The organism is Sulfitobacter sp. G5_S2_6_S6, assembly GCF_054968505.1.
On the sequence record NZ_JBQKUI010000005.1, the window covers coordinates 157,108 to 180,300 of the forward strand.

Consider the following 23,193-nt stretch of genomic DNA (forward strand, 5'->3'; position numbering starts at 1 on the left):
AGGGACCTTCCGCCGGCGGCGACCCAAAATCATCAAGGCATCTGCCTTGTCTTATTTGTGCCACAAAAGCGCCCGAATTGAAAGCACGAATTCGTGATCTGTGAGGCACCATCGGAAACAGTCTGTTTCCGGCTTACTGATCCCACTCAGGGGTGCGTTTTTCCAGGAAGGCCGCGATGCCCTCGGCCGTGTCGGGGTTGAGCATGTTTTCCACCATCACGTCGCCCGTGTAGACATAAGCTTGCGCGACCGGCATGGCGAGCTGCGCATAGAAGGCCTGTTTGCCTATCTTGACCGCTGTGCCCAGCTTGTCCGCGATCTGCTGGGCCAGCGCTGTCGTCTGCGTCGCAAGCTCGTCTGGTGGGGCGATGCGGTTGATCAACCCCAGCTCGCGGGCGCGGGCTGCATCGATAAACTCGCCCGTGGTCAGCATCTCGAACGCCTGTTTGCGCGGGATATTGCGGCTGAGCGCGACCATCGGGGTCGAGCAAAACAGGCCGATATTCACCCCGTTCACGCCAAAGCGCGTATCCTCGGCCGCGACCGCAAGATCGCAGGTCGCGACCAGCTGACATCCCGCGGCCGTAGCGATGCCGTGGACCTGCGCGATCACGGGCTGGGGCAGGGACTGGATGCGCGCCATCAGACGGGCGCAGCGTTCGAACAGGTCTTGGAAGCCGGCGACACCCCCATCCTTGGCGTCGCGCAACGCCGTCATCTGCTTCAGATCATGGCCGGCGCAGAACGCCTTGCCCGCCCCGGCAAGGATGACGACCCGTATATCGGGACGATGCGCAATCTCGTCCAGACGCGCCTGCAACGCGGCCAGCATCTCGTCCGACAGCGCGTTCAACCGGTCCGGCGCGTTCATCGTCAACCGGACTACCGCACCGTCACATGCCATTTCGACCATTGTCATCTTGAACCCCTCCCGCTTTTCCCTGAGCCTAGCCGCGACATATGAGGGAGGACAAGTATGCCAATTATGATGGATGCCGACGCGCTCGCGGTTTTTATGAAAGACGTGTTCAAGCAGGTCGCCGATGATTTCGCCATCGACCATGTCGGAGAGACGGATCTGACCACACGTTTGCTCACCGCGGACCGGCACCTGCGCCCCGGTGGCACCGTGTCCGGCCCGTCGATCTTCGCGCTGGCCGATGTCAGCGCCTATCTGATGACCTTGGCGCGAATCGGGCCCAAGGCGCTGGCGGTGACCACAAACTGTTCGATCGATTTCATGCGCAAGCCCGCGGCCAACACCGATCTGATCGCCAAGACGCGGTTGCTCAAGCTTGGCAAACTTCTGTCGATTTGTGATGTGCTGGTCTATTCCGAAGGGCTGGACGACCCTGTCGCGCGGGCATCGCTGACCTATGCCATTCCGCCACGCTGATTGTACCCCACACTGACAGGTACAATCGAAAAAAGGGCCGGTATTTACCGGCCCGAGTGAAGAGGTCTGGACTGCGCCACAGGGACGTTACGCCTTCCAGAACACCCGAATAGACTCATCATGAGCCTGTCGCGGTGTGAGTCCCACGTCTGCCAACTGCCAAGGCTCAAGCTGTGCGAGCGCTTTGCGTGTCCGGCGACGCGATGCCATCTTCGTGACGCAGACCGCAAATTTGACCGCAAGAACAGCGGCAAACGGTGTGCTGCGCTGGTTCAGGATTGCCACAGTTTCGTGGTTGAGGGTCAGGGTCTGTGTCATGAGAATCTCCTATTTCTGAATTGTATTGACACAATGTTACGTTTTGCCGTAACAAAGGGGTACAAAATGCGATACATTTTGAAAAGGAAAACATTGTAATGGGTACAATTTGGCAACCTGATCAAATTGACGGGCCTGGCCCTAAATACAAAGCCGTTGTTACAATGATACGAAACGGTATCTCGAACGGTGCTTTATCGGCGGGGGAAAAACTGCCGCCGGTGCGGGAACTGGCATGGAAGCTGGGCGTCACGCCGGGGACTGTGGCACGGGCCTATACGATGCTGACCGAAAGCGGCACGTTGCAGGCCGAGGTCGGGCGCGGCACCTTTGTCGCGCTGCCGCCCACGACCCCCGATCGCAACAGCCCGATCGAGATGGATGTGATCGCCCACCACGTGCATCAAGGGACAAAGAATTACCCCGCGGACACCTATGCCGTGAACATGTTCTCGCCGCACCTTCCATCGGCGGGGCAGGCGACGCTGATCCGCAATCTGATGGCCGAGGTCGCTCAGGATCCGGCGTCAGGTGTGATGCATTATCCCAGCCGCACCGGGGCGCGCCCCGCCCGCGAAGCCGTGGTCAAATGGCTGGCCGGCACGCCGCTGGGATCCTTTACCGAAGCCGATGTGATCCTGTCTCACGGCGGGCAAAATGGTCTGTCTCTCGTGTTCCAGTCCATCCTGCAAGGCCGACGCCCCGCCATCGCGATTGAAGAGCTGTCGTACCCCGGTTTCCGCCGCGCGGGCGAGCTGCTGCGCGCCGATGTCATTCCGGTGGCGATGGATAAAGACGGCGTGATCCCCGAAGCGCTGGACGAGGTGGCGCGGAACCATGATCTTCAGATTTTCTGCACCTCGCCCGAAGTCCATAACCCGACCGCAGGCTTCACACCTGTGGCGCGCCGCGAGGCGCTGGTCGAGGTGGCGCGCAAACATGACTTTCAAATTGTCGAGGACGATTGTTATCGCATGCGCGTAGAGCGTGCACCGACCTACCGGATGCTTGCCCCCGAACGCGGCTGGTATGTCTCTTCGCTGGCCAAGACTCTGACGCCTGCGCTGCGCATCGGCTTCGCCATCGGCCCGCGCCAGCGCACACCCGATCTGCGTCGCGTGGCCGAGTACAATTGCTTCGGCCTTGCAACCCCGTTGATAGACCTTTGTGCCAAGCTGCTGGTGCATCCGGATATCGACGCCATCGCCGAGGGCACGCGTCAGGGCTTTAACGCCTATGTCCAAAGCGCGGTGAATATACTGGGCGGGTATGATGTGGCGTGGCGCACCAACGTACCGTTTTTGTGGCTGAGCCTGCCGGTTGGCTGGCGGGCGGGTGCGTTCTGTCAGGCGGCTGAAGGGCAGGGTGTTCAAATCCGCTCGGCCGAGGAATTTGTCTGCCGCGATGCCCGCGCGCCCCATGCAGTGCGGCTTGCGATCAACGCAGGCGTGGCGCTACACAGTTTTGAGGATGCGATCATGCGCCTGCGACATCTGCTGGACTCTCCACCCGAGCAGTTGAGTGTGTGATTTTTGTGGGGTATAATAATACCTAATTTGCAAGATATTGTTTTTGTGAGAAAAAATAGGGAATGTGGCGCTTGACGTGGCGAAGGGCGTGTTTATAACCCAGCCATCAGATAGCGGGGTTCGGTTTCGGACCCTTTCACCAAAGTAACGGGAATTCCCTCCATGAAAACCTTTTCTGCAACACCGGCAGATATCGACAAGAAATGGATCATCGTCGACGCTGAAGGCGTCGTCCTTGGCCGTCTTGCGTCGATCATTGCCATGCGTCTGCGCGGCAAGCACAAGCCTTCCTACACACCTCACATGGATTGCGGCGACAACGTCATCGTGATCAATGCCGAGAAAATCCAGATGACCGGCAAGAAGCGCGAAGAAAACTTCTACTGGCACACTGGCCACCCCGGCGGGATCAAAGAGCGTACCAAAGCTCAGATCCTTGAAGGTGCGCACCCCGAGCGTGTTGTGACCCAAGCGGTCAAGCGCATGCTGCCCGGCAACCGCCTGAGCCGCCAGATCATGACCAACCTGCGCGTTTACGCCGGTTCCGAACACCCCCACGAGGCGCAAAGCCCCGAGGTTCTGGACGTGAAATCCATGAACTCTAAAAACACGCGGAGTGCATAAGCATGGCTGATGAAATCAAAACACTCGAAGGCCTCGAAGCGGCCGTAACCGAGAACATCGGTGGCGTTCAGGGGACAGAAGTTGAAATGACCCCACGCGAGCCCGTGCGTGACGCGCAAGGCCGCGCCTATGCAACCGGTAAGCGTAAAGATGCGGTTGCCCGCGTCTGGATCAAACCAGGTTCCGGTAAAGTCATCGTAAACGGCAAAGCGCAAAACGAATATTTTGCACGCCCCGTTCTGCAGATGATCCTGGCACAGCCATTCACCATCACAGGCACCGACGGTCAGTTCGACGTTGTTGCAACTGTGAAAGGTGGCGGTCTGTCCGGTCAGGCGGGCGCGGTGAAGCACGGTGTTTCCAAAGCACTGCAGCTCTACGATCCCTCCCTGCGCGGCGCGCTGAAAGCGGCAGGCTTCCTGACACGCGACAGCCGCGTTGTTGAGCGTAAGAAGTACGGTCGTGCGAAAGCGCGTAAGAGCTTCCAGTTCTCCAAGCGTTAAGCTTTACTTTACAGTTTTTGGAAAAGGCCGCTCCTGCCGGGGCGGCCTTTTTCATATGCGCCTGAGGCCAGCCGGCCCTTCGGGGAGAGTTTATTTCGCAAAATGAAGCCGGCGGGGTGGTTTTGTTTTCCAGACCGCGTGCTTAGGTAAAGGATGCGTTAAAAACGGAGCCGCCCCATGCGATATTCAGTCCTTGATCTTTCCCCCGTGCCCGAAGGGTCAGATGCCCGCCAGGCCATTGCGAATACGATTGATCTGGCAAAGCGGACCGAAGCGGCGGGATATTATCGCTACTGGATGGCAGAGCATCACAACATGCCGGGGATCGCCTCTGCCGCGACATCGGTGTTGATCGGGCATGTGGCGGATCACACCTCTCGCATCCGTGTGGGCGCGGGGGGCATCATGTTGCCGAACCACGCGCCGCTGGCGATTGCAGAGCAGTTCGGCACGCTTGCCACGATTCACGGAGACCGGATTGATCTGGGCCTTGGCCGCGCGCCCGGTGGGGATCAGGCCGTGTACCACGCCTTGCGGCGCGGGATGCAAGGGGGCGACCGTTTCCCCGAAGATGTGGGCGAGCTGATCGGCTATCTTGGCGAGGCCCCTGCGGGGGCGCGTGTGATGGCGCATCCGGGGCAGGGCACCCATGTGCCGGTGTGGATATTGGGCTCTTCGCTTTATGGCGCGCAGCTGGCGGCGCATTTCGGGCTGCCCTATGCCTTTGCCTCGCATTTCGCCCCCGATGCGTTGGAAGACGCCGTGGCGATTTACCGTCGCGATTTCAAACCCTCGGCGCAGTGGGAGAAACCGCATTTCATGTTGGCGGCGAATGTTTTCGCGGCGGATACCGATGAAGAGGGGGCCTACCTTCGGACCTCCATGCAGCAGGCTTTTGTGCGGTTGCGCACCGGCAAACCGGGCAAGCTGCCGCGTCCGGTGCGCGATATTGATGCCGAAGTTGGCGTGCAGATGCGTCAGGCCGTCGATCAGGCCTTGCGGGTCACTGCCGTGGGCAGCCCCGAGCGCGTCGCGCGGCAACTGTCGCAGATGATTGAGACATATCAACCGGATGAATTGATCCTGACAGGGCAGATCCACGACCACGACGCGCGGGTCAAATCCTTCGAGATCGCGGCGCAGGCCCTGGCGGAGATTGCCGCCTAGTCGTCCGGTCCCACCAGACCAAGGCCGCGCAGGTAGATGCCGATGCCGCTTTCCAGCAGATCATCTGCGGGAAACGGCGAGGCCCTGCCGGGGGAATTGCGCGCGAAGAGTTCAACCACCCCGTGGCTCAGCGCCCAGATATGGGCCGAGAACATCGAGGCGGGCGGGCGTTTTTCCAACGGGATATGCTGGCTGAGATCGCTTGCGGCCTGTTCCAGCACCCCATTGGCCCGCGCCGCAGCGGCAGCCAGATCGGGGGTGCGGTTGACGGAAATACCGCTTTCGAACATCGCGATGTAATGGCCCGGATAATCGCGGGCGAAAGCAAGATAGGCGCGGCCCGTCGCCTCGAACGCCTTGAGCGCGGAAGGTTGGCCGGATTGATACGCGGCTTCCATCAATTCGGCAAAAATATCATAGCCTTGCAATGCGCCTTCGGCGATCAGGTCTTCGCGGCCTTCGAAATGCCGATAGACGGCTGCGGGGGTAACACCCGCCTGTTTCGCCGCCTCTGACAGGGTGAACCCCGTGGGGCCGCGATCCTCGATCAGTTTGAGCGCGCCGTCGATCAGCGCCTGTCGCAGGTTGCCGTGGTGATAGCCGCGTTTAGGCATCCCAGATATCCGGCCCGCCGCAAATCTGGTCATCAATCGCGCCGATCGCCTTGGTATCTTTGCCTGTATAGTCAAACGCGTGGAGCACGGTCCGGATCGCTGCCAGCCGCGCGCGACGTTTATCGTCAGAGCGGATCACCGTCCACGGGGTCTGCGGCGTGTGGGACCGCTGCAGGGTGTCCTTGATCGCGGCGCTATAGGCGTCCCATTTCGCCAGCCCTTTGACATCGATGATGCTGAGCTTCCATTGCTTCAGCGGGTCGCCTTCGCGCGCGAGCATCCGCCGCAGCTGTTCGCCCCGGCCTACGTTGAGCCAGAATTTGAACAGGTGCAGCCCGTCGTCCACCAGCATCTTTTCCAGCGGGACCACCTGATCGAAGAAGGCTTCACGCTCGGCCTCGGTGCAAAAGCCGAAAACCGGCTCGACGACGCCGCGATTATACCAGCTGCGATCAAAGAACACCATGTCACCAGCGGTCGGCAAATGCTTGATATAGCGTTGAAAATACCACTGACCAGCTTCGGTTTCGGTGGGTTTGGGCAGGGCCACCACATGGGCGGAACGCTGGTTCAGGTTCTGACGGAAGCGCGAGATGGTGCCGCCTTTGCCCGCAGCGTCGCGGCCTTCAAAGATCATCGCGATCCGCGTGCCGGTGTCGCGCGCCCATGCTTGCAGCTTGACCAGTTCGATCTGGAGCCGATCCATCTCGCGGTCATATTGCTTGCGCCCCAGACGTTCGGAATGGGGGTAGCTGTCGCTCAGGATATCGTCCTTATCGGCGCGTTTGATCGCCTTGTTGATGGGCGCGGGCGCGTCGTTTTCGAAATAGGCGCTGATCGCACCGTCAAAGGGCAGGTCCATGGGGGCCTCCTCAAATATCCTGTTCACCCTAACTTATGGAGAGTTCTGCCCCCTAGCGCAAACCCGCACGTGTCGCTGCGCGGTCAATGACGGCGATGACGTCGGGTTGGGTCACATGTTGTGGCATATGGCCAATGCCGGGCAGGGTGGTCAGCACCGCGTCGGGCAGTTGCGGCGTTGCGATTGCCGCGTGGACATCCAGCGGGACGATAGTGTCTGCGGTGCCGTGGATCAGCTCGACCGGCATGGTCAGCGTATCATATTTCGGGACCATCTTCTTGATCTCGGGCAGCAGCGTGTTCACCTGTTGCGCATTGGCGCGCATGGACATCCGCCGCAGGGACAGGCCGGTGCCGATGTGGTCACTATAGCCGTCAGGCGTGGCTTGCGGGGCAAAGATCGCGCCGACGCTGGCGCGTACAAATCCCTGCGGCACAAAGGCGGTGACCAGCGGGATCACAATACCCGACCCAAAGGCCGAACCGGTGATCTTGTACTGCCAGCCAAGGTCACCTTCCCACGGCTCGGACACGGCGGATACGAGCACCAGCGCCGCCGTGTCATCGGGCCGCGACAGCCCCCACGCCAGCGCCACCGCGCCGCCGTAGCTGTGCCCCAGCACGATCGGGTTGCTCACCCCAAGCCTGTCCGCTGCCTTTTGCAACAGCGCGGCCTGTTCATGGGGTGTGGCCGCAGTGGCATTCCATGCGCCCGCGTGCTGGGGCAGGTTGTCGGTCCAGCCGAGCCCAGGACGGTCGAACAGGATAACGCGGTAGCGGTCGGAAAGCTGGTCCACCATATCAAAGGTGAAATCCCGCATATTCCCTGAAGCCCCGTGGATCAGCACCAGATCCGGCCCGCTGCCCTGCACCTTGGCATGGACCTTCACGCCGTCGATATCGATCAGCTCGCCAATCGGCGGATAGGCGGCGTTGGCCGCAGCCTCACGCGCGCTGGCCCGCCAGTGAACCACGATCACCAAGCCCAGGGCGACCAGCGTCAGGATCAACAGCATGCTACGTCCCAAAATTGCTGCGACCGATGTCGTTCAGATCGTAGTGGGTGGTCTGGTAGATCTCGTTGATCCAGTTGCCGTAGAGCAGATGCGCGTGGCTACGCCAACGGTTCAGCGGCACCTGCGCGGGGTCATCATCGGGGTAATAGTTGCAGGGCACGTTGATCGGCGTGCCTTGGGCGACATCGCGGTCATATTCGTCCTTCAATGTGTCGCGGTCATATTCAAGGTGATTGAAGATATAGAGCGCCCGATGCCCTGCATCCTCGACCAGACAGGGGCCGACCTCCTTACTGCCGAGCAAGGTGGTCAGGCTGGGCACGGCGTCGACCTCTGCCGCGCGCATTTCGGTCCAACGGCTGACCGGCACCACCAGATCATCCGAGAACCCGCGCAGATAGGGCGACGACGGTTCAAGGTTGCTGTGGCGGAAGCAGCCGAATGCCTTTTCCTCCAACAGATGCTTTTTGATACCGTGGAAATAATTGATCATCGCCATGCCACCCCAGCACACGCCGAAGGTCGAATGGACATTGGTCTGGGTCCAGTCAAAGACGCGGGTAAGCTCTTCCCAATAGGTGACGTCATCAAAGTCCAGATGCTCTATCGGGGCGCCGGTGATGATCAGCCCATCGAATTTCTCGTGGGTGACTTCCTCGAACGGGCGGTAGAAGCTTTCAAGGTGATCTGCGGCCGTATTGCGCGACTGGTGGTCGGACATGCGGATCAGGCTGAATTCGATCTGCAAGGGCGTGGCCCCGATCAGCCGCGCGAACTGGTTTTCTGTCTGGATTTTTTTCGGCATCAGGTTCAGCAAGGCAATGCGCAAAGGCCGGATGTCCTGACGTGCCGCCATTTCCTCATCCAGCACCATGACACCTTCGCGCGTCAGCACGTCATAGGCAGGCAGGTCGGAAGGCAGTTTAATCGGCATGTCAGTATTCCACGTCTAGGGGCTCAGGTCTTGCATCATCTGCGCCGGATTTAGATAAGCGCCCGCGCAGAGGGCGCCAAGGGTCACGCGCTTAACGTCCCCGCGATCAGGTCGTTGAAGTCAGCCTCGGATTTGAGCCCGGCCACCTGATCCGCGGTCACGGTCACCCCCCATCGCGACATCGCCTCATAGCGTGGCTGTCGGTGGGCAAGCGCTTGGGCGTAGGTCCAGCGGATAAAGGCATCCGGATCGACATCATCCTCTTGGCAGTTGTTTTTGCTCAGATATTCTTGCCACACCCGCAGCAGGAACTCGGGCTGGTAGGCCATCGGCTTGGGGGCTTTGTCAAAGCGGCGGATCAGCTCTTGGGTGTGGGCATCGTCGCCCTTGATCCAGACCGGCAGACATTCCGCCGACAGGGTTTGCATCAGCGGATCATTGTCGTCATCGGGGTCCACCCATTCACAGATCGAGCCGCCGGTGTCACAGATGAAATGCGGATACCCATAAAGCGTCTGCGCACGGCGGGCGAAATGGCCGGTGTCGCGCAGGGCCGCGATCTCTGCCTGTTTGAACGCTTCCTGTCGGGACGCATATTCCGCCATCGGCAATCCCCCCTTGGCCGCATCGCCGGGCTTGCCCAGCCAGGTCGCCACGGGCGAAAGATTATCAAAGGTGATGTTTGACCCGATGTAGATGCTATCGCTCAGCAGAAGATCCCGCAGGAAGGGCACCTTCATCGCTTCGGCTTTGGCGTTGTCGGCGATGGTTTCACCCAAGTATCGCGTGCCGATCCGGTAGTCGATGGAGTAGTGGAACCACCCCCCAGATTGCCGCAGCAGATGCGCCATATGCGTTTTGCCCAGACCCGACATGCCAAAGACCAGCACATGTTTATGCGGCGCGGCACGCCACGCATCGGCAGAGGGGTAAAGCATGGGTCGTCATCCTTGGAACGTCTTGTTTCGCAATGAGTAGCCTAGCCTGTGCCCAGACACCAGACGCGAGACCTCGGCCACGAGACATCAGACATCGCACCCATGAAAAAGCCCGCCACATTGCTGGGGCGGGCTGATAGAGCGTTGCTGTGGTAGGGCTTAGAAGGTGAAGCCGACTTTCACACCGATCGCGACAGCGTCATTGTCTTCGAATGTCGCTGCGGTCTGACCGGCACCGAGTGTCGTCTCCGCGTCACCGATGTTGATGTAGCGGATGCCGGTTGTAACTTTCATACTGTCGCGCGTATAGGTCGCTGCCAATGCAAGGCTCTTGTTGCCGTCAGTCGGTCCCAAGTTGCTCGAAAAGCCACCGTTGGATTTCTCGTAACCGACGGACGCCGCAACGGACCACGTGTCACTCAGTCGGCGACCGACACCTAAGGAGTAGGTGTAGACGTCGTCTTCGTAGCTCAGCAGTTTTCCACCGCCTGTAAGGGTTGAGTAATCGTTTGGCGCGATTTCGAATGATGACCAGTCAACCCAACGGACACCACCGAAGACAAGCGTGTCTGCTGCAACGCCGGTTTGGAATTCAAGGTTAACCGACTGAGGTGTTTCTACCTCTGTTTCAGTTACATTGGATCCAATAAGCGAATTCTCGGATGTGCGCACATCGTAGCTGATCTTGGAATTATAAGTCAAAGACACGCGCAGCGCGATTTCAGGCTTTTCGTACGCGACACCGGCAACATACCCGACGCCTGTATCACGGTCTCCGTCCACGCTGTAGTTCGCGATGAAAGGGATGACAGCGCTGGCTTCAATGGTTTGCACCCGAATACCGCCATGCACACTGAAGTTGTTCGGCATCTTGTAGCGCAACAGGCCTGTCAGCGCGTGGCTGTTGAACTCGGCCGTGGACCCTTGGGCGAAATACCCAGTTCCCGTAGGGTACTCCACATCAGCACCAAAGGGCTGGTCATAGATAATCGCGTAGGACAGCTGATCGTTGATGTCAGCTTTGTACGCCGCACCAAAGGTAAAGAAATTATCCGTCATGTTGCCGGAGTTTGCGCCTGGCGTCGGCGTGACTGGGGACGCAGGCCCTGCACCCACCCCCGATGTATTCGGCGACACCGACCCAAGGCTGAACTCAGCATACCGGCCGCTTTCGAACAGGGCCGTGATCGACTGACCCGACCGGTCGATCCCCCCCGCGTGCAACGTGGATGCGCTGCCCAACAGGGCCGCCATTGCGATTACTCGATACGTCATCTCTAAATACTCCTCCCCAGAAGCAATGCAGCCACAACACGCAGCCACAATTTATACAGCAACTGAACGGTAGCATGCGTCAATCTGTCAATTCTTGACCAAGGGGAAGTCTGCGCCCCTATGCCAGAACTGTTGCAGTTTCGTTACGAAACGCGGCGGGATTCGATCCAGAGGTTCATGTAATTGCCCGCGAAGATGATCGCGCCGCCGATGAAAACCCAGATATCCAGGGCCTCGGCATAGACCAGCATTCCGATGACGGCGATCAGGGGCAGTCGAACAAAGTCGATTGGAACGACCACGGTCGCAGGCGCAATGGACAAGGCGTTGGTCAGACAGAAATGCGCCATGAGCCCTGCGACACCGATCAGCAACAACAGCGGCATCTGTGCCACCTCGGGCACCGCGATATCCCCGTCGTAACCGGCCATGATCACGCCAAAAACCAGTTGCGTCACGGTCAGGTAAAACAGGATGCAGGTGATCGTCTGGCTGCGCGTCAGCCGCTTGGTCAGCATGATCGTCAGTGCAAAGAAGATCGCCGAGGACGCCGCCGTGATCACGCCGGCATTCAGCCCGGCAATCGTCGGACGGGCAACACAAAGGATGCCGATAAACCCAAGAACCGCCGCCAAAGCCCGCACCTTGGTAAGCCGTTCGCCCAAAATCAGCGGCGACAGGACAATCACCCAAAGCGGAGAAGTGAATTCAAGCGCAAAGACCTGCGCGAGCGGGATCACGGTAACCGCGTAGAACCACAGATTCTGTCCGGTGAAATGCGCCAGATTGCGCCCGATCTGCGTGCCGAAATCGCGCCGGTTGATCTGCCCCCAGGTCCCGTAAACGGTCGCGAGCGTAAACACAGCGATCACGCCCACCAGCGACCGGTACATCATGATCTCGAACGTATCGAGGCTGCCGCCAAGCTCGCGCCCGGCGACGGCCATCGCAGAGAAAGACGTGATCGACCCCATCATCCACAAAGCCGCTCTTAGCGTCGGGGTCACGGTCTCTCTTCCAAATGGAAAAAAATCCCCGCCGGAGGCATCTTTGTCATGCGGCCGATCACAGCCATTCAGATCATTCCCATTCAATCGTGCCGGGAGGTTTCGACGTGATGTCGTAGGTCACCCGGTTGATGCCCGGAATCTCGTTGATGATCCGCGTTGCGGTCTCGCCCAGGAATTCGTGGGTGAACGGATAGTAATCCGCCGTCATCCCATCGACCGAGGTGACGGCCCGCAGGGCACAGGCAAAATCATAGGTCCGCCCGTCGCCCATCACACCCACGGTGCGGACCGGCAGGATCGCCACAAAGGCTTGCCAGATTTCATCGTAAAGCCCGTGCTTGCGGATCTGGTCGATATAGACCGCGTCCGCCTCGCGCAGGATGTCGAGCTTTTCGCGGGTGATCTCGCCGGGGCAGCGGATTGCGAGGCCGGGGCCGGGGAAGGGATGGCGGCCGATAAACGACGGCGGCAAACCCAGCTCGCGGCCAAGCTCGCGCACCTCGTCCTTGAAAAGTTCGCGCAGCGGCTCGACCAGCTTGAGGCCCATCTTTTCGGGCAAGCCGCCCACATTATGATGCGATTTGATTGTCACCGACGGCCCGCCGGAAAAGGACACCGATTCAATGACATCGGGGTACAGTGTGCCCTGTGCGAGGAAGGTGGCATCGCCGACTTCCTTGGCATGCTTCTGGAACACGTCGATGAACAGTTTGCCGATGATCTTGCGCTTGGTTTCGGGGTCGGACACGCCATCCAGCTCGCCCAGGAACAGTTCCTGTTCGTCGGCGTGGATCAGCGGCATGTTGTAGTTGTCACGGAACATGGTGACGACCTCTTCGGCCTCGCCCTTGCGCAGCAGACCGTGGTCGACGAAGACGCAAGTGAGCTGGTCACCAATCGCTTCGTGGATCAGCACGGCCGCGACCGAGGAATCGACCCCGCCGGACAGACCGCAGATGACCTTTTGATCACCGACCTGTTCACGGATCGCAGCGATGGCCTCGTCGCGGTAAGCGCTCATCGTCCAGTCGCCCTTGAAACCCGCGAGACGCACAAAGTTTTCGTACAGGCGCGCGCCATTGGGGGTGTGGTGCACTTCGGGGTGGAACTGCACGGCATAGAAATTGCGCGACACATCGCCGGTGACCGCGAAAGGCGCGTGAGGCGAGGTCCCGTAGACTTCGAAACCGGGCGCGATGGCGCTGACGTGATCGCCGTGGCTCATCCAGACTTGCTCTTTCTCGGTGAGGAACCAGCCTTCCAACAGCTCAAGACGGGCCTCGGAGGGGGTCACATAGGCGCGTCCGAATTCAGCGGTGCCGTGACCGCGTTCAACCTTGCCGCCCAGGCAATGCATCATGACCTGTTGGCCGTAGCAGATGCCAAGGATCGGTACGCCAAGCTCGAACACCGATTGCGGTGGCATGGGCGCACCTTCGGCGAAGACCGAGGACGGCCCCCCCGACAGGATCACCGCCTTGGGCGCAAAATCCTTGAGAAAGGCATCATCCACCGTGTTGAACGGGTGGATTTCGCAGAACACATTAAGTTCACGCAAACGGCGGGCGATCAGCTGGGTGACCTGGCTGCCGAAGTCGATGATGAGAAGGCGGTCATGGGAGATATCTGTCATGCAGACTGATTATGGGCGGATGGCCTGCGTGGCAAGAGTGGAGTGGGGGCCAGCCCCCAGACCCCCGGAGTTTATTTTGGCAAAATGAAGGGGTCGGCGGATCATGATGTCGGTTTTTGACCTCTAAGGCCGTAAACCGCGTAAAGCCTGCTGCGTGAATGGGGTAGCTAGGCGTCAGTTTTGGCGGAAAGGAAGACCTCATGGCGGAATCAGCAAGACGCGGGCGCGGTGGTGGCGGTGCGGCACGTCGGGCGGCACGCTCGGCTGTGTCCTTCGAGACAGCGAAATACATCGAACGCAACATTCCCAACTACGAGGTGCTGACCGAAGAGGCGCTGCAGATCATCGAGTATAACGCCGATACGGTGTTGGAAGAGATCGGCGTGAACTTTCCCGACAATCCCGAGGCGCTGGCGCTGTGGCGCGCGGCCGGGGCGGATGTGACCGGCGACCGCGTGCGTATCCCCCGCGGGCTGGCACGCGAGCTGTGCAAGACCGCGCCGTCGCAGTTCACCCAGCACGCGCGTAACCCCGCGCGCAACGTCGAGATCGGCGGGCGCAATCTGGTGTTGGCCCCGGTCTATGGCCCGCCCTTCGTGCGCGACACCGCCGGGGGCCGTCGCTATGCCACGATGGACGATTTCAACAAATTCGTGAAGCTTGGCTATATGTCCAAGTGGTTGCACCATTCCGGCGGCACCGTCTGTGAGCCCACCGACGTGCCCGTCAACAAGCGCCATCTGGACATGCTCCATGCGCATATGACGCTAAGCGATAAACCCTTCATGGGATCCGTCACGGAACCGAGCCGCGCGCAGGATTCCGTGGACATGTGCAAGATTCTGTTCGGGGCGGATTTCGTCGACCAGAACACGGTGATGACGTCGCTGGTGAACATCAACTCACCCATGACGTTTGATGATGTGATGATGGGGGCGCTGAAGGTCTTTGCCGAGAACAATCAGGCGTCGATCATTTCGCCCTTTATCGTTGGCGGCGCGATGGCACCGGTATCCGTGGCAGGGACATTGACGCAGGTTCTGGCCGAGGTCATGGCCGGCATCGCCTATAGCCAGCTGATCCGTAAGGGCGCGCCGGTGATTTTCGGGGCCTTTGTGACCTCGATCGACATGAACTCGGGTGCGCCGACCTTTGGCACGCCGGAAGCCGCGCATATCACCTATGGGGCGGGGCAATTGGCGCGGCGGATGAACCTGCCATTCCGGTCCTCGGGGTCGTTCTGCGGGTCAAAACTGCCCGACGCGCAAGCAGCCTATGAGACGGCGAACAGTCTGAACATGGGGCTTTTGTCGGGGGTGAACTTTATGCTCCACGCCTGTGGCTGGCTGGAAGGGGGGCTGGTCGCCTCGTTCGAGAAATTTGTGATGGATGCCGATCAACTGGGCGCGTTGCACCATTTGGCGCGCGGTGTAGAGATTGACGAAAACGCGCAAGCGCTGGATGCGATCCGCGAGGTTGGTCCCGGCGGGCATTATCTGGGATGCGCACACACACAGGCCAACTTTAAGGAAGCCTTCTGGAAATCCGATCTGCTGGACTACAAGCCATTTGAAACATGGTCAGATGAGGGCGCGCGCGATACCCAGTCGCTGGCGGCGGCGCGGGTCGAAAAGCTGTTGGGCGACTACGTGCAACCGCCCATGGACCCCGAGACGCGTGCGGCGCTTGATGCCTTTGTCGCGGAACGCAAGGCGGCGGAGCCTGACAGCTTTATGTAGCTGCATCTCGCAAGGTTTCGCGCAAGATCGCGGCCTCGGCAATGATGGCGATCATCACCTCTATATGACGGACCAGGTTATAGCCTGCGTCCGTCTTTTTACGTCTGGCGTTCAGGTCTGCCTCTATATCGATCAGCTGCACCAGCACTATTGTGCTGCGCGGCGGGGTCGCTTTCCCCAGTATCCGGCGCAGGGCCGGGCCGCGGCGATAACTGCGGGCCCCGATGGTGCCTGCCTGCACCAATATGGCGGGACGGTGGATACCGCGAAGACGCGTCAGAATATCTTGCATAAAATCAAATCCTTGCTGGCTGCGGCTGCATGCCATTGCATGGCCGCTCACGGGCAGGATTTCACGCAGGACACTGGTGTTGCTCGCGTGGCTGGGTCAGCGTGCGTCGCGGTTACGACTGTTTACCGTTTGGAAACAATTATGGGTTGTATCGGTAAATATTAACAAATCCATAACCAATTAACCTTTTGGTATTGTGGATAAGGCTGTGGATAACCGCGCCGCCTGAAGAAAGGAGACCGCATGACCCAAGTTTTGAATACGCCGCCGGACCGACGTGGATTGCCCGGATGGGTGCCGGATGCCGCGCGGCATTATGTGTCGCATGTGGAGATGGGCCAGCCGATCCGGGCGCTGGCGCGATCTGCTGAGTGTCACGCCTCTACCATCCTGCGCCAGATCCGGCGGCTGGAAACGCGGCGTGATGATCCGCTGGTGGACGACGCCCTTGATCTGCTGGGGCAGGTCAGCCGTTTTGAAACCCACCCCATGCAGGAGCCCGCCGCGATGAATGACACCTCACCCCCCATGATGCCCGATGATGAAACTCTCAGCAGCGAGGCGCAGCGCATCTTGCGGCGCTTGTGCGAAACCGGTGCGCTGCTGGCGGTCGCAGCCGAGATGGACAAAGCCGTTGTCGTGCGCAGTGGTCCGGATGGCGCACAGACGCGGACTGCCGTGGTCGACCGCTGTGTCGCGCAGGCGATGGCGCTTAACGGCTGGATCGCGAGTGATGGCGAGGGGCGCATCCTGCGCTATCACATCACCGCGGCCGGACGGCATGCGCTGGAAGAGATGCTGGGTCAGGGCGCACAGGACGGTTTTGCCGAAGCCCAAACCAGTTTTGCCCCTGCGCCGCCGCTGCCAAAGGGGGCGCGGCAGAAGACAGCGCGTCGCTTGCGCTACACTCTGGCAGAAAGCCCGTTGGCCGCGCTCGCGCGCAGACGCGACGCAAAGGGCGCGCCATTTCTGTCCGACAGTCTCGTCCAAGCCGGAGAGCGCCTGCGCGAAGATTTTGAACTGGCGCAAATGGGCGAGGCGGTGACGCAGAACTGGGACCGGTTTCTGGCACCGGGCGGGCAGGGCGACAGCGTCAGCTTTGAAGGCAGCGCGCCTTCTGCGGCCCGGGCACGGGTGGGATCGGCGCTGGCGGATCTGGGACCGGGTCTGTCGGATATTGTGCTACGGTGCTGCTGCTATCTGGAAGGGTTGGAAACCACGGAAAAGCGCCTAGGCTGGTCCGCGCGGTCGGGAAAGATCGTGCTGCGTATCGCCCTGATGCGCTTGCGCAAACACTATGCGGAAACGCTTGGCCCCGGGAGCGCGATGATCGGCTAGGCGGCGAATCCGGATCGGCGCGCACCGCATGGCTGCCCCGCAGATGACAACTGCCTCTTTCATGCGCCGCGCGAACCGACTACATAAGGGGCGTATTCCAAACGGAGCCTGATCATGCGAGACCTGAAAATCCCCGAGCAGCGCCACCCTGAAAAGGCCCGACGCCCCGACAATCCACAGCCGAAAAAGCCTTCGTGGATCCGGGTGAAGGCGCCGGGTGGCAAAGGCTATGCGGATACCGCAAAGATCATGCGCGAGAACAAGCTGGTGACTGTCTGCGAAGAAGCGGGCTGCCCGAATGTGGGCGAATGCTGGTCGCAGGGCCATGCCACCATGATGATCATGGGCGAGGTCTGCACCCGCGCCTGTACCTTCTGCAACATCGCAACAGGGCGCCCACCAGAAGCGCTGGACATCTTTGAACCCGGGCGTGTGGCCGATGCTGTGTCCAAACTGGGGCTGAACCACGTGGTGATCACCAGCGTGGACCGCGACGACATCGAAGACGGCGGGGCAGAACATTTTGCCCAGACCATCCGCGCCGTGCGCAAACGGTCCCCGGGCACCACGATCGAGATCCTGACCCCCGATTTCATCCGCTGTGATCCCAAAGTGCTGGAAACCGTGGTCGAGGCGCGCCCGGATGTGTTTAACCACAATCTGGAAACAGTGCCCGGCCTCTACCCCGAGGTCCGCCCCGGGGCGCGGTATTTCCATTCGCTGCGTCTGTTGCAGCGGGTCAAAGAGCTTGACCCGACGATGTTTACCAAATCCGGCATCATGGTCGGTCTGGGCGAGGATCGTCAGTCGGTTATGCAGGTCATGGAAGACATGCGCGCGGCGGATATCGATTTTCTGACCATCGGGCAATATCTGCAGCCGACACCAAAGCACCACGCGGTGGACCGCTTTGTGCACCCCGATGAATTCGCCGCCTATGAAAAATCGGCCTATGGCAAGGGGTTCTTGATGGTCTCTGCGACGCCCCTGACGCGGTCGAGCTACCACGCAGGGGATGACTTTGCGCGACTGCAGGCGGCGCGGTTGGCCAAGCTGGGGTAACTGCATTGCATTGAGTTTGAGGGGTGCCGCCCCTCAAGCTCGCGCAGTACATTGAGGGGCGCTGCCCCTCAAACTCACGCGATATAATGAGGGGCGCTGCCCCTCAAACTCCCCGGGATTTACATCCATTTGGAAAGGTTAGAACGGGTTTTTGATCCGTTGGGTCGTGGCCCATTCGGGCCAGTAGCCAAAGTATTCTGCGGCAAAGATCAGCGCGCCGGCCAGGACCACAGCAAAGACGAATTTGACGCGGCCCGCCGAGGGCGGGTGCTGCACCCACCGTTTCATCCGCATCAGCCAAGCGACGTTCATGTAAAACGGACCTTGCCGATAAAGGGCTGGTTGCGGTCGCGCTGTGCGAAATCGATGCCGTAGCCCACAACAAATTCATCGGGAATTTCAAAGCCGATCCAATCGGCCTTCATGTCCACCTCGCGGCGGCTGGGTTTGTCGAGCAGGGCGATGGTTTTCAGCCGTGCGGGTTCGCGCGACATCAGTAGGTTGCGCACGTGATGCAGGGTGTGGCCCGTATCGACGATATCTTCGACAACCAACACATCGCGCCCTTCGATTGCGCCGCGCAAGTCTTTGAGGATACGTACTTCTCTGCTGCTTTCCATGCCATCGCCATAGCTGGAGGCCTCGAGGAAATCGACCTCGATCGGGAGATCAAGTTCGCGCACCAGATCGGCGATAAACACGAAAGATCCGCGCAGCAGCCCCACCACTGTCAGCTTTTCGGTACCGGCGAATTCGCTTTGGATTTCGCGGCAAAGGGTTTCGATCCGCGCGGCGATTGCCTTGGCCGAGATCATTTCATCGATGACATAAGGTCGCGTCGTCATGGGTTTTACCTTGAAAAAGGGGGAGATAGGATTTCATAAGGGCTAACTTCATGACAGATGGAAATCAATGCCTACCCATTCAGAGACCCGCGAACTGCCCTACACCGCCCAGCAGATGTATGATCTAGTGGCCGATGTGGCGTCATACCCAGATTTTCTGCCCTGGACCGCCGCCGCGCGGATCAAAAGCCGTGAGGATAAGGGGGATCACGAGGTGATGGACGCCGATCTTGTCATCAGTTTCAAGGTGTTTCGCGAACGGTTCACCAGCCGCGTGGTGTTGTGGCCAGAGGCCAAGAAGATCGACACCGAATATCTGGATGGCCCGTTCAAATACATGAAATCGAACTGGGCCTTCGAGGACAATGGCGACGGCAGCTGCAAGGTGCATTTCTTCGTCGATTTCGAATTCAAGAACGCGATTTTGCAAAAGATCATCGGCGTCGTCTTTAACGAGGCGATGCAGCGGGTGGTACGGGCCTTTGAAAAACGCGCGGCCGCCCTCTATGGGGCGAGCGTGTAAGAATAACCCGAGACAACAAAGGCCCCGATGCGGGGCCTTTGTGTGGGTCTGCGTTTTCCCGATCAGCTGCTTAGATCATAGGCCCGTTCACCGTGGACGGATAGATCAAGCCCGTTGACCTCGACCTCTTTGCTGACACGCAGCGGCGTGATCGCCTTGCAGACCACCACCAGCACAACGGTCACCACAGTGGTATAGACACCGACAATCGCCAGCGACCCCAGTTGTGCGGCCCAGGACCCCGCCCCGAGGGCAGCGATCATGATGGTGCCGAAGATACCACCCACGCCGTGAACCGCGAATACATCAAGCGTGTCGTCGATCTTGGCCTTGTTGCGGATCAAGACGACCGCTTCCTGGCACAGGATCCCGGCAACCGCGCCGATCAGCAGCGCCGCCCAAGGGCCGACGAAGCCCGACGCAGGCGTGATGGAGGCCAGCCCCGCGATGGTGCCTGTGACGATGCCGACCAACGATGCCTTGCCGAATTTGATCCGCTCCCACAGCGCCCAGGTGAGCGAGGCAGTGGCGGCAGAGATATGGGTCACCGTGATCGCCATCGCCGCACCTCCGTCTGCGGCCAGTTGCGAGCCGCCGTTAAAGCCGAACCAGCCGACCCAGAGCATCGCCGCCCCGATCATCACGAAGCCCGGGTTATGTGGCGGGGTGTTGTGGTTGAGACGTGGACCAAGGAAGACCGCGAGGATCAGCGCCGCGAGGCCGGCTGTTTCATGCACCACGATGCCGCCCGCGAAATCGCGCACGCCGACCTCGCCAAAGATGCCACCATCGGCCAGGAAACCGCCGCCCCAGACCCAATGCACCACGGGCGCGTAGCACAGCAGCATCCAGAGACCCGAGAAGAGCATTACAAAGCCAAAGCCGATACGCTCCACATAGGCACCGACGATCAGCGCAGGCGTGATCACTGCGAATGTCATCTGGAAGGCGAAGAACAGGATCTCGGGCAGGGTGCCTGACAGGCTGTCAGCAGTGACGCCCGACAGGCCGATCTTGCCCAAGCCGCCCCAGAGGCCCGATGTGTCGGGACCAAAGGCGATGGAGTATCCGGCGAAGAACCACAGCACGCTCATCAGACAGGCGACGCCGTAGGTATGCATGAAAACGCTCAGCACGTTGCGGCTGCGCACCAGCCCGCCATAGAAGAGCGCGAGCCCCGGTAATGTCATGAACAGGACCAAGGCCGTGGCGGTCATGATCCAGGCCGTATCAGCTGCGTTCATCTTGGTTTCCTCCCGAAAGGTTTTTGATTGCAGACGGGTGAAACGGATGTGCGCGCGCGACAAAAGTTAAAATGTGGGCAAAGCCGGTGATTAAACGGGCATTTCTACATTCGCCACATATTTAGGCAGCAATTTAGCCATGCCGCCTGCTTTGCGGGCGTTATGCAATCGCCTCAAAAATCAGCCCCAAGGCGAAATCGCGGGCAGCGCGGCGGACCTTATCGCGGCCCAAGGCGCCGAACTCTTGCGTTTGGGTGGTGATACCGGACGCCGTGGCGAGGCCGAAACAGACGCGGCCTTCGGGCTTATGCTCTGACCCGCCGGGGCCTGCGATACCGGTGATCGACACGGCGATCTGCGCGCCGGATCGTGCCAAGGCACCGCGCGCCATTTCAAGGGCGACCTGCTCGGACACCGCGCCGTGGGCGGCAAGCGTCTCGGGGCTGACGCCCAGAAGATCGATCTTGGCGGCATTGGTATAGGTGACAAACCCACGGTCAAAGATCGCGGAGGATCCGGGCAATTCGGTCAGCGCGGCAGCGACCATGCCGCCGGTGCAGCTTTCGGCGCAGGCGATCATGACCTCGCGCGCGCGGGCGCGGTCCAGAAGGGCGTGCAAATCAGGCAAAGAGATACACGTGATACAGCACGGCCAGTGCGATCACCCCCAGCAGTGCGAAAATGCCCGCAAAGATATCATCCAGCATCACGCCAAGCGCATCGCCGCGCCGGTCGGCCCAGCCGATGATCAGCGGCTTCCAGATGTCGAACAGACGGAACAGGGCAAAAGCCGCGATCCAGCCGGGCCACATCACAAGGATGTTCATATCCATCGTCCAGCTGGCATAGCTGAGCGGCAGCAGCGCGACCCATTGGCCTGCAACCTCGTCGATCACGATTTCCGACGGATCATGATCCGCACTTCCCGCGGTCATGCGTGCGGTGGCCCACCAACCTGCGCCAAAGGTAAGCACGATGCCTGCGATCAACAGCGGCAGCCCACCGATGACATGGAGCAGCCAGGCCCAGGGCAGCGCGACCAGCGACCCCCAGGTGCCCGAGGCGGGGCGGATGTAACCCACCCCCAGAACGGTCGCGATCAGCTTTGCCAAAGTCATAGTTTCACCAATGTTGCTGTGGCCATGCAGGCGATGCCTTCGCCGCGGCCGGTAAACCCCAAACGTTCCGAGGTCGTCGCCTTGACCGACACACGGCTTTCCTCAATGGACAGGATATCCGCCATCACGCGGCGCATCTCTGCGGCATGAGGCCCCACTTTGGGGTATTCGCAGATCAGCGTGCAATCGACATGGGTCAGGGTGAACCCTTCGCTGCGCGCCAGATCGGCGGCATGGCGCAGAAAGATATGGCTTTGCGCCCCTTTCCACTGCGGGTCGGACGGGGGGAAATGCTGGCCGATGTCGCCCATAGCCAACGCGCCATAGATCGCATCGGTGACCGTATGCATACCGACATCGGCGTCGGAATGGCCGACCAGCCCCTGATCATGCGGGATATCAACGCCGCAAAGTGTAACGTGATCCCCCGGACCGAAAGCATGTACATCAAACCCGTTGCCGGTACGAATATCCATCGAAGACTCCAATATGCGGGCGGCGCGGGTCAAATCGCCCGGCACCGTGATTTTCAGGTTATCGACGCTGCCGGGGGTGATGGCAACCGCAACACCGGCGGCGCGGGCGACCTCTACATCATCGGCGGCGATGCCTTCAAAGGCGGCATGGGCCGCGCGGATCGTGGCCGCATCGAAGCCTTGCGGGGTTTGTGCGGCATAAAGCGCGGTACGGTCCTGCGTGCCTGCGACGGCTCCGTCTTCGGCGACCCAAAGTGCGTCGGTGACAGGCAGGCCGGGGGCGGCTGCGGCATCTGTGGCCAGCGCGTCGATCACACCGTCGATGATCTGCGGCGTGACACAGGGGCGGGCGGCATCATGGATCAGCACCAGATCCGCATCCCCCAGCAGCGCCAGACCGTTACGCACCGATGCTGCACGATCCGCGCCCCCTTCTGCGACAAGACAGCCTTGCGCGGTGAACCCGTCGGCCTGCGCCATGTCACTGGCGCTTAATACGATGATGATCCGGTCCACCTGCGGATGCCGCTGGAAAGCCGCAAGCGTGTGGTCGATCACGCGTTTCCCGCACAGCGGCTGCCATTGTTTGGGCACGGTGCCCCCCGCACGGGTGCCCCGTCCGGCGGCCACGATGAGCGCTGCGATTTTCGGTGTCGACGCCATCGCGCGCCCCCTTTGATAAACTCGCCCCGTTCTAAGCCTGCGAAGCGGCCTGTGCAATCGTCCGCGCCCTATGCC

At 60.4% G+C, this 23,193-nt stretch carries 26 protein-coding genes; 9 read left to right on the forward strand and 17 right to left on the reverse strand.

All coding sequences use genetic code 11. From position 1 onward, the window contains the following. Positions 1–133: 133 nt before the first annotated feature. Complete coding sequence (locus ACTRWK_RS10700) at positions 134–913, reverse strand: enoyl-CoA hydratase (RefSeq protein WP_009824570.1); 780 nt, start codon at positions 911–913, stop codon at positions 134–136. Between the two features lie 63 nt (positions 914–976). Here ACTRWK_RS10700 and ACTRWK_RS10705 point away from each other — a divergent pair, with 63 nt between their 5' ends. Beyond that, complete coding sequence (locus tag ACTRWK_RS10705) at positions 977–1,396, forward strand: PaaI family thioesterase (protein WP_005853451.1); 420 nt, start codon at positions 977–979, stop codon at positions 1,394–1,396. Positions 1,397–1,483: 87 nt separating this feature from the next. On the opposite strand, the gene ACTRWK_RS10710 is transcribed toward ACTRWK_RS10705, so the two are convergent. Further along, positions 1,484–1,714, reverse strand: coding sequence for a DUF1127 domain-containing protein (locus tag ACTRWK_RS10710; protein WP_005853453.1), 231 nt, complete (start codon positions 1,712–1,714; stop codon positions 1,484–1,486). Between the two features lie 98 nt (positions 1,715–1,812). Between ACTRWK_RS10710 and ACTRWK_RS10715 the strand changes: the two genes are divergently transcribed. The 4 genes from ACTRWK_RS10715 to ACTRWK_RS10730 all read left to right on the forward strand — a co-directional run bounded on the left by ACTRWK_RS10715 (position 1,813) and on the right by ACTRWK_RS10730 (position 5,537). Then, complete coding sequence (locus tag ACTRWK_RS10715) at positions 1,813–3,243, forward strand: aminotransferase-like domain-containing protein (RefSeq protein WP_005853455.1); 1,431 nt, start codon at positions 1,813–1,815, stop codon at positions 3,241–3,243. Between the two features lie 162 nt (positions 3,244–3,405). Further along, on the forward strand, positions 3,406–3,867 hold the full coding sequence (gene rplM, locus ACTRWK_RS10720; RefSeq protein ID WP_005853457.1) for a 50S ribosomal protein L13: 462 nt from the start codon (positions 3,406–3,408) through the stop codon (positions 3,865–3,867). 2 nt (positions 3,868–3,869) lie between these two features. Continuing rightward, the gene (rpsI, locus tag ACTRWK_RS10725) at positions 3,870–4,370 is read left to right on the forward strand and encodes a 30S ribosomal protein S9 (protein ID WP_005853459.1); all 501 of its coding nucleotides are present in this window, start codon (positions 3,870–3,872) and stop codon (positions 4,368–4,370) included. 177 nt (positions 4,371–4,547) lie between these two features. Next, on the forward strand, positions 4,548–5,537 hold the full coding sequence (locus tag ACTRWK_RS10730; RefSeq protein WP_289081121.1) for an LLM class flavin-dependent oxidoreductase: 990 nt from the start codon (positions 4,548–4,550) through the stop codon (positions 5,535–5,537). Here the strand turns inward: ACTRWK_RS10730 and ACTRWK_RS10735 are convergent. The 8 genes from ACTRWK_RS10735 to guaA form a co-directional block, all read right to left on the reverse strand. Beyond that, the gene (locus ACTRWK_RS10735) at positions 5,534–6,151 is read right to left on the reverse strand and encodes a TetR/AcrR family transcriptional regulator (RefSeq protein WP_005853462.1); all 618 of its coding nucleotides are present in this window, start codon (positions 6,149–6,151) and stop codon (positions 5,534–5,536) included. The two genes, ACTRWK_RS10730 and ACTRWK_RS10735, sit on opposite strands and share 4 nt — an antisense overlap. Continuing rightward, positions 6,144–7,013 (reverse strand): polyphosphate kinase 2, encoded by an 870-nt coding sequence (ppk2, locus tag ACTRWK_RS10740; RefSeq protein ID WP_289081120.1) that lies wholly within the window; start codon positions 7,011–7,013, stop codon positions 6,144–6,146. The genes ACTRWK_RS10735 and ppk2 overlap by 8 nt, the downstream gene beginning before the upstream one ends. A gap of 52 nt (positions 7,014–7,065) precedes the next feature. Next, positions 7,066–8,028 carry an alpha/beta fold hydrolase gene (locus tag ACTRWK_RS10745; RefSeq protein ID WP_289081119.1) on the reverse strand — a complete coding sequence of 321 codons (963 nt, stop codon included), beginning with the start codon at positions 8,026–8,028 and terminating at the stop codon, positions 7,066–7,068. Position 8,029: 1 nt separating this feature from the next. Further along, complete coding sequence (metA, locus tag ACTRWK_RS10750) at positions 8,030–8,962, reverse strand: homoserine O-acetyltransferase MetA (RefSeq protein ID WP_005853468.1); 933 nt, start codon at positions 8,960–8,962, stop codon at positions 8,030–8,032. Between the two features lie 83 nt (positions 8,963–9,045). Then, on the reverse strand, positions 9,046–9,900 hold the full coding sequence (locus ACTRWK_RS10755) for an ATPase (protein WP_289081118.1): 855 nt from the start codon (positions 9,898–9,900) through the stop codon (positions 9,046–9,048). Positions 9,901–10,059: 159 nt separating this feature from the next. Continuing rightward, positions 10,060–11,175: an OmpP1/FadL family transporter gene (locus tag ACTRWK_RS10760; RefSeq protein ID WP_289081117.1), complete on the reverse strand. Its 1,116-nt coding sequence runs from the start codon at positions 11,173–11,175 to the stop codon at positions 10,060–10,062. Between the two features lie 143 nt (positions 11,176–11,318). Further along, a complete protein-coding gene (locus tag ACTRWK_RS10765) occupies positions 11,319–12,152 on the reverse strand; it encodes a DMT family transporter (RefSeq protein WP_037944247.1) in 834 nt (277 codons plus the stop codon). Positions 12,153–12,255: 103 nt separating this feature from the next. Continuing rightward, positions 12,256–13,818: a glutamine-hydrolyzing GMP synthase gene (guaA, locus tag ACTRWK_RS10770; RefSeq protein ID WP_005853474.1), complete on the reverse strand. Its 1,563-nt coding sequence runs from the start codon at positions 13,816–13,818 to the stop codon at positions 12,256–12,258. Positions 13,819–14,018: 200 nt separating this feature from the next. Between guaA and ACTRWK_RS10775 the strand changes: the two genes are divergently transcribed. After that, positions 14,019–15,557, forward strand: a complete 1,539-nt coding sequence (locus ACTRWK_RS10775) for a trimethylamine methyltransferase family protein (RefSeq protein WP_005853475.1) — start codon at positions 14,019–14,021, stop codon at positions 15,555–15,557. On the opposite strand, the gene ACTRWK_RS10780 is transcribed toward ACTRWK_RS10775, so the two are convergent. Continuing rightward, entirely contained in the window at positions 15,550–15,849 is a 300-nt protein-coding gene (locus ACTRWK_RS10780; protein ID WP_289081116.1) for a DUF6477 family protein, read from the reverse strand. The genes ACTRWK_RS10775 and ACTRWK_RS10780 overlap by 8 nt on opposite strands. A 243-nt stretch (positions 15,850–16,092) precedes the next feature. Here ACTRWK_RS10780 and ACTRWK_RS10785 point away from each other — a divergent pair, with 243 nt between their 5' ends. After that, positions 16,093–17,187 (forward strand): DUF6456 domain-containing protein, encoded by a 1,095-nt coding sequence (locus ACTRWK_RS10785; RefSeq protein ID WP_289081115.1) that lies wholly within the window; start codon positions 16,093–16,095, stop codon positions 17,185–17,187. A gap of 114 nt (positions 17,188–17,301) precedes the next feature. Then, a complete protein-coding gene (gene lipA, locus ACTRWK_RS10790) occupies positions 17,302–18,249 on the forward strand; it encodes a lipoyl synthase (RefSeq protein ID WP_005853478.1) in 948 nt (315 codons plus the stop codon). A gap of 138 nt (positions 18,250–18,387) precedes the next feature. Here the strand turns inward: lipA and ACTRWK_RS10795 are convergent, their stop codons facing one another. Beyond that, positions 18,388–18,561 (reverse strand): hypothetical protein, encoded by a 174-nt coding sequence (locus ACTRWK_RS10795; protein ID WP_005853479.1) that lies wholly within the window; start codon positions 18,559–18,561, stop codon positions 18,388–18,390. Beyond that, a complete protein-coding gene (gene hpt / locus ACTRWK_RS10800) occupies positions 18,558–19,094 on the reverse strand; it encodes a hypoxanthine phosphoribosyltransferase (protein WP_005853480.1) in 537 nt (178 codons plus the stop codon). Before hpt ends, ACTRWK_RS10795 begins: the two co-directional genes overlap by 4 nt. Positions 19,095–19,161: 67 nt before the next feature. Between hpt and ACTRWK_RS10805 the strand changes: the two genes are divergently transcribed. Next, entirely contained in the window at positions 19,162–19,617 is a 456-nt protein-coding gene (locus ACTRWK_RS10805) for a type II toxin-antitoxin system RatA family toxin (protein ID WP_168592105.1), read from the forward strand. A gap of 62 nt (positions 19,618–19,679) precedes the next feature. On the opposite strand, the gene ACTRWK_RS10810 is transcribed toward ACTRWK_RS10805, so the two are convergent. From ACTRWK_RS10810 to ACTRWK_RS10825, 4 genes are all read right to left on the reverse strand, one after another. Next, positions 19,680–20,861, reverse strand: coding sequence for an ammonium transporter (locus ACTRWK_RS10810; RefSeq protein WP_289081114.1), 1,182 nt, complete (start codon positions 20,859–20,861; stop codon positions 19,680–19,682). A gap of 160 nt (positions 20,862–21,021) precedes the next feature. After that, complete coding sequence (locus ACTRWK_RS10815; RefSeq protein ID WP_289081113.1) at positions 21,022–21,489, reverse strand: CinA family protein; 468 nt, start codon at positions 21,487–21,489, stop codon at positions 21,022–21,024. Next, positions 21,482–21,979 carry a phosphatidylglycerophosphatase A family protein gene (locus ACTRWK_RS10820; RefSeq protein WP_168592102.1) on the reverse strand — a complete coding sequence of 166 codons (498 nt, stop codon included), beginning with the start codon at positions 21,977–21,979 and terminating at the stop codon, positions 21,482–21,484. The genes ACTRWK_RS10815 and ACTRWK_RS10820 overlap by 8 nt, the downstream gene beginning before the upstream one ends. Further along, positions 21,976–23,118: a bifunctional 2-C-methyl-D-erythritol 4-phosphate cytidylyltransferase/2-C-methyl-D-erythritol 2,4-cyclodiphosphate synthase gene (locus ACTRWK_RS10825; RefSeq protein ID WP_184582107.1), complete on the reverse strand. Its 1,143-nt coding sequence runs from the start codon at positions 23,116–23,118 to the stop codon at positions 21,976–21,978. Before ACTRWK_RS10825 ends, ACTRWK_RS10820 begins: the two co-directional genes overlap by 4 nt. Positions 23,119–23,193 lie beyond the last annotated feature (75 nt).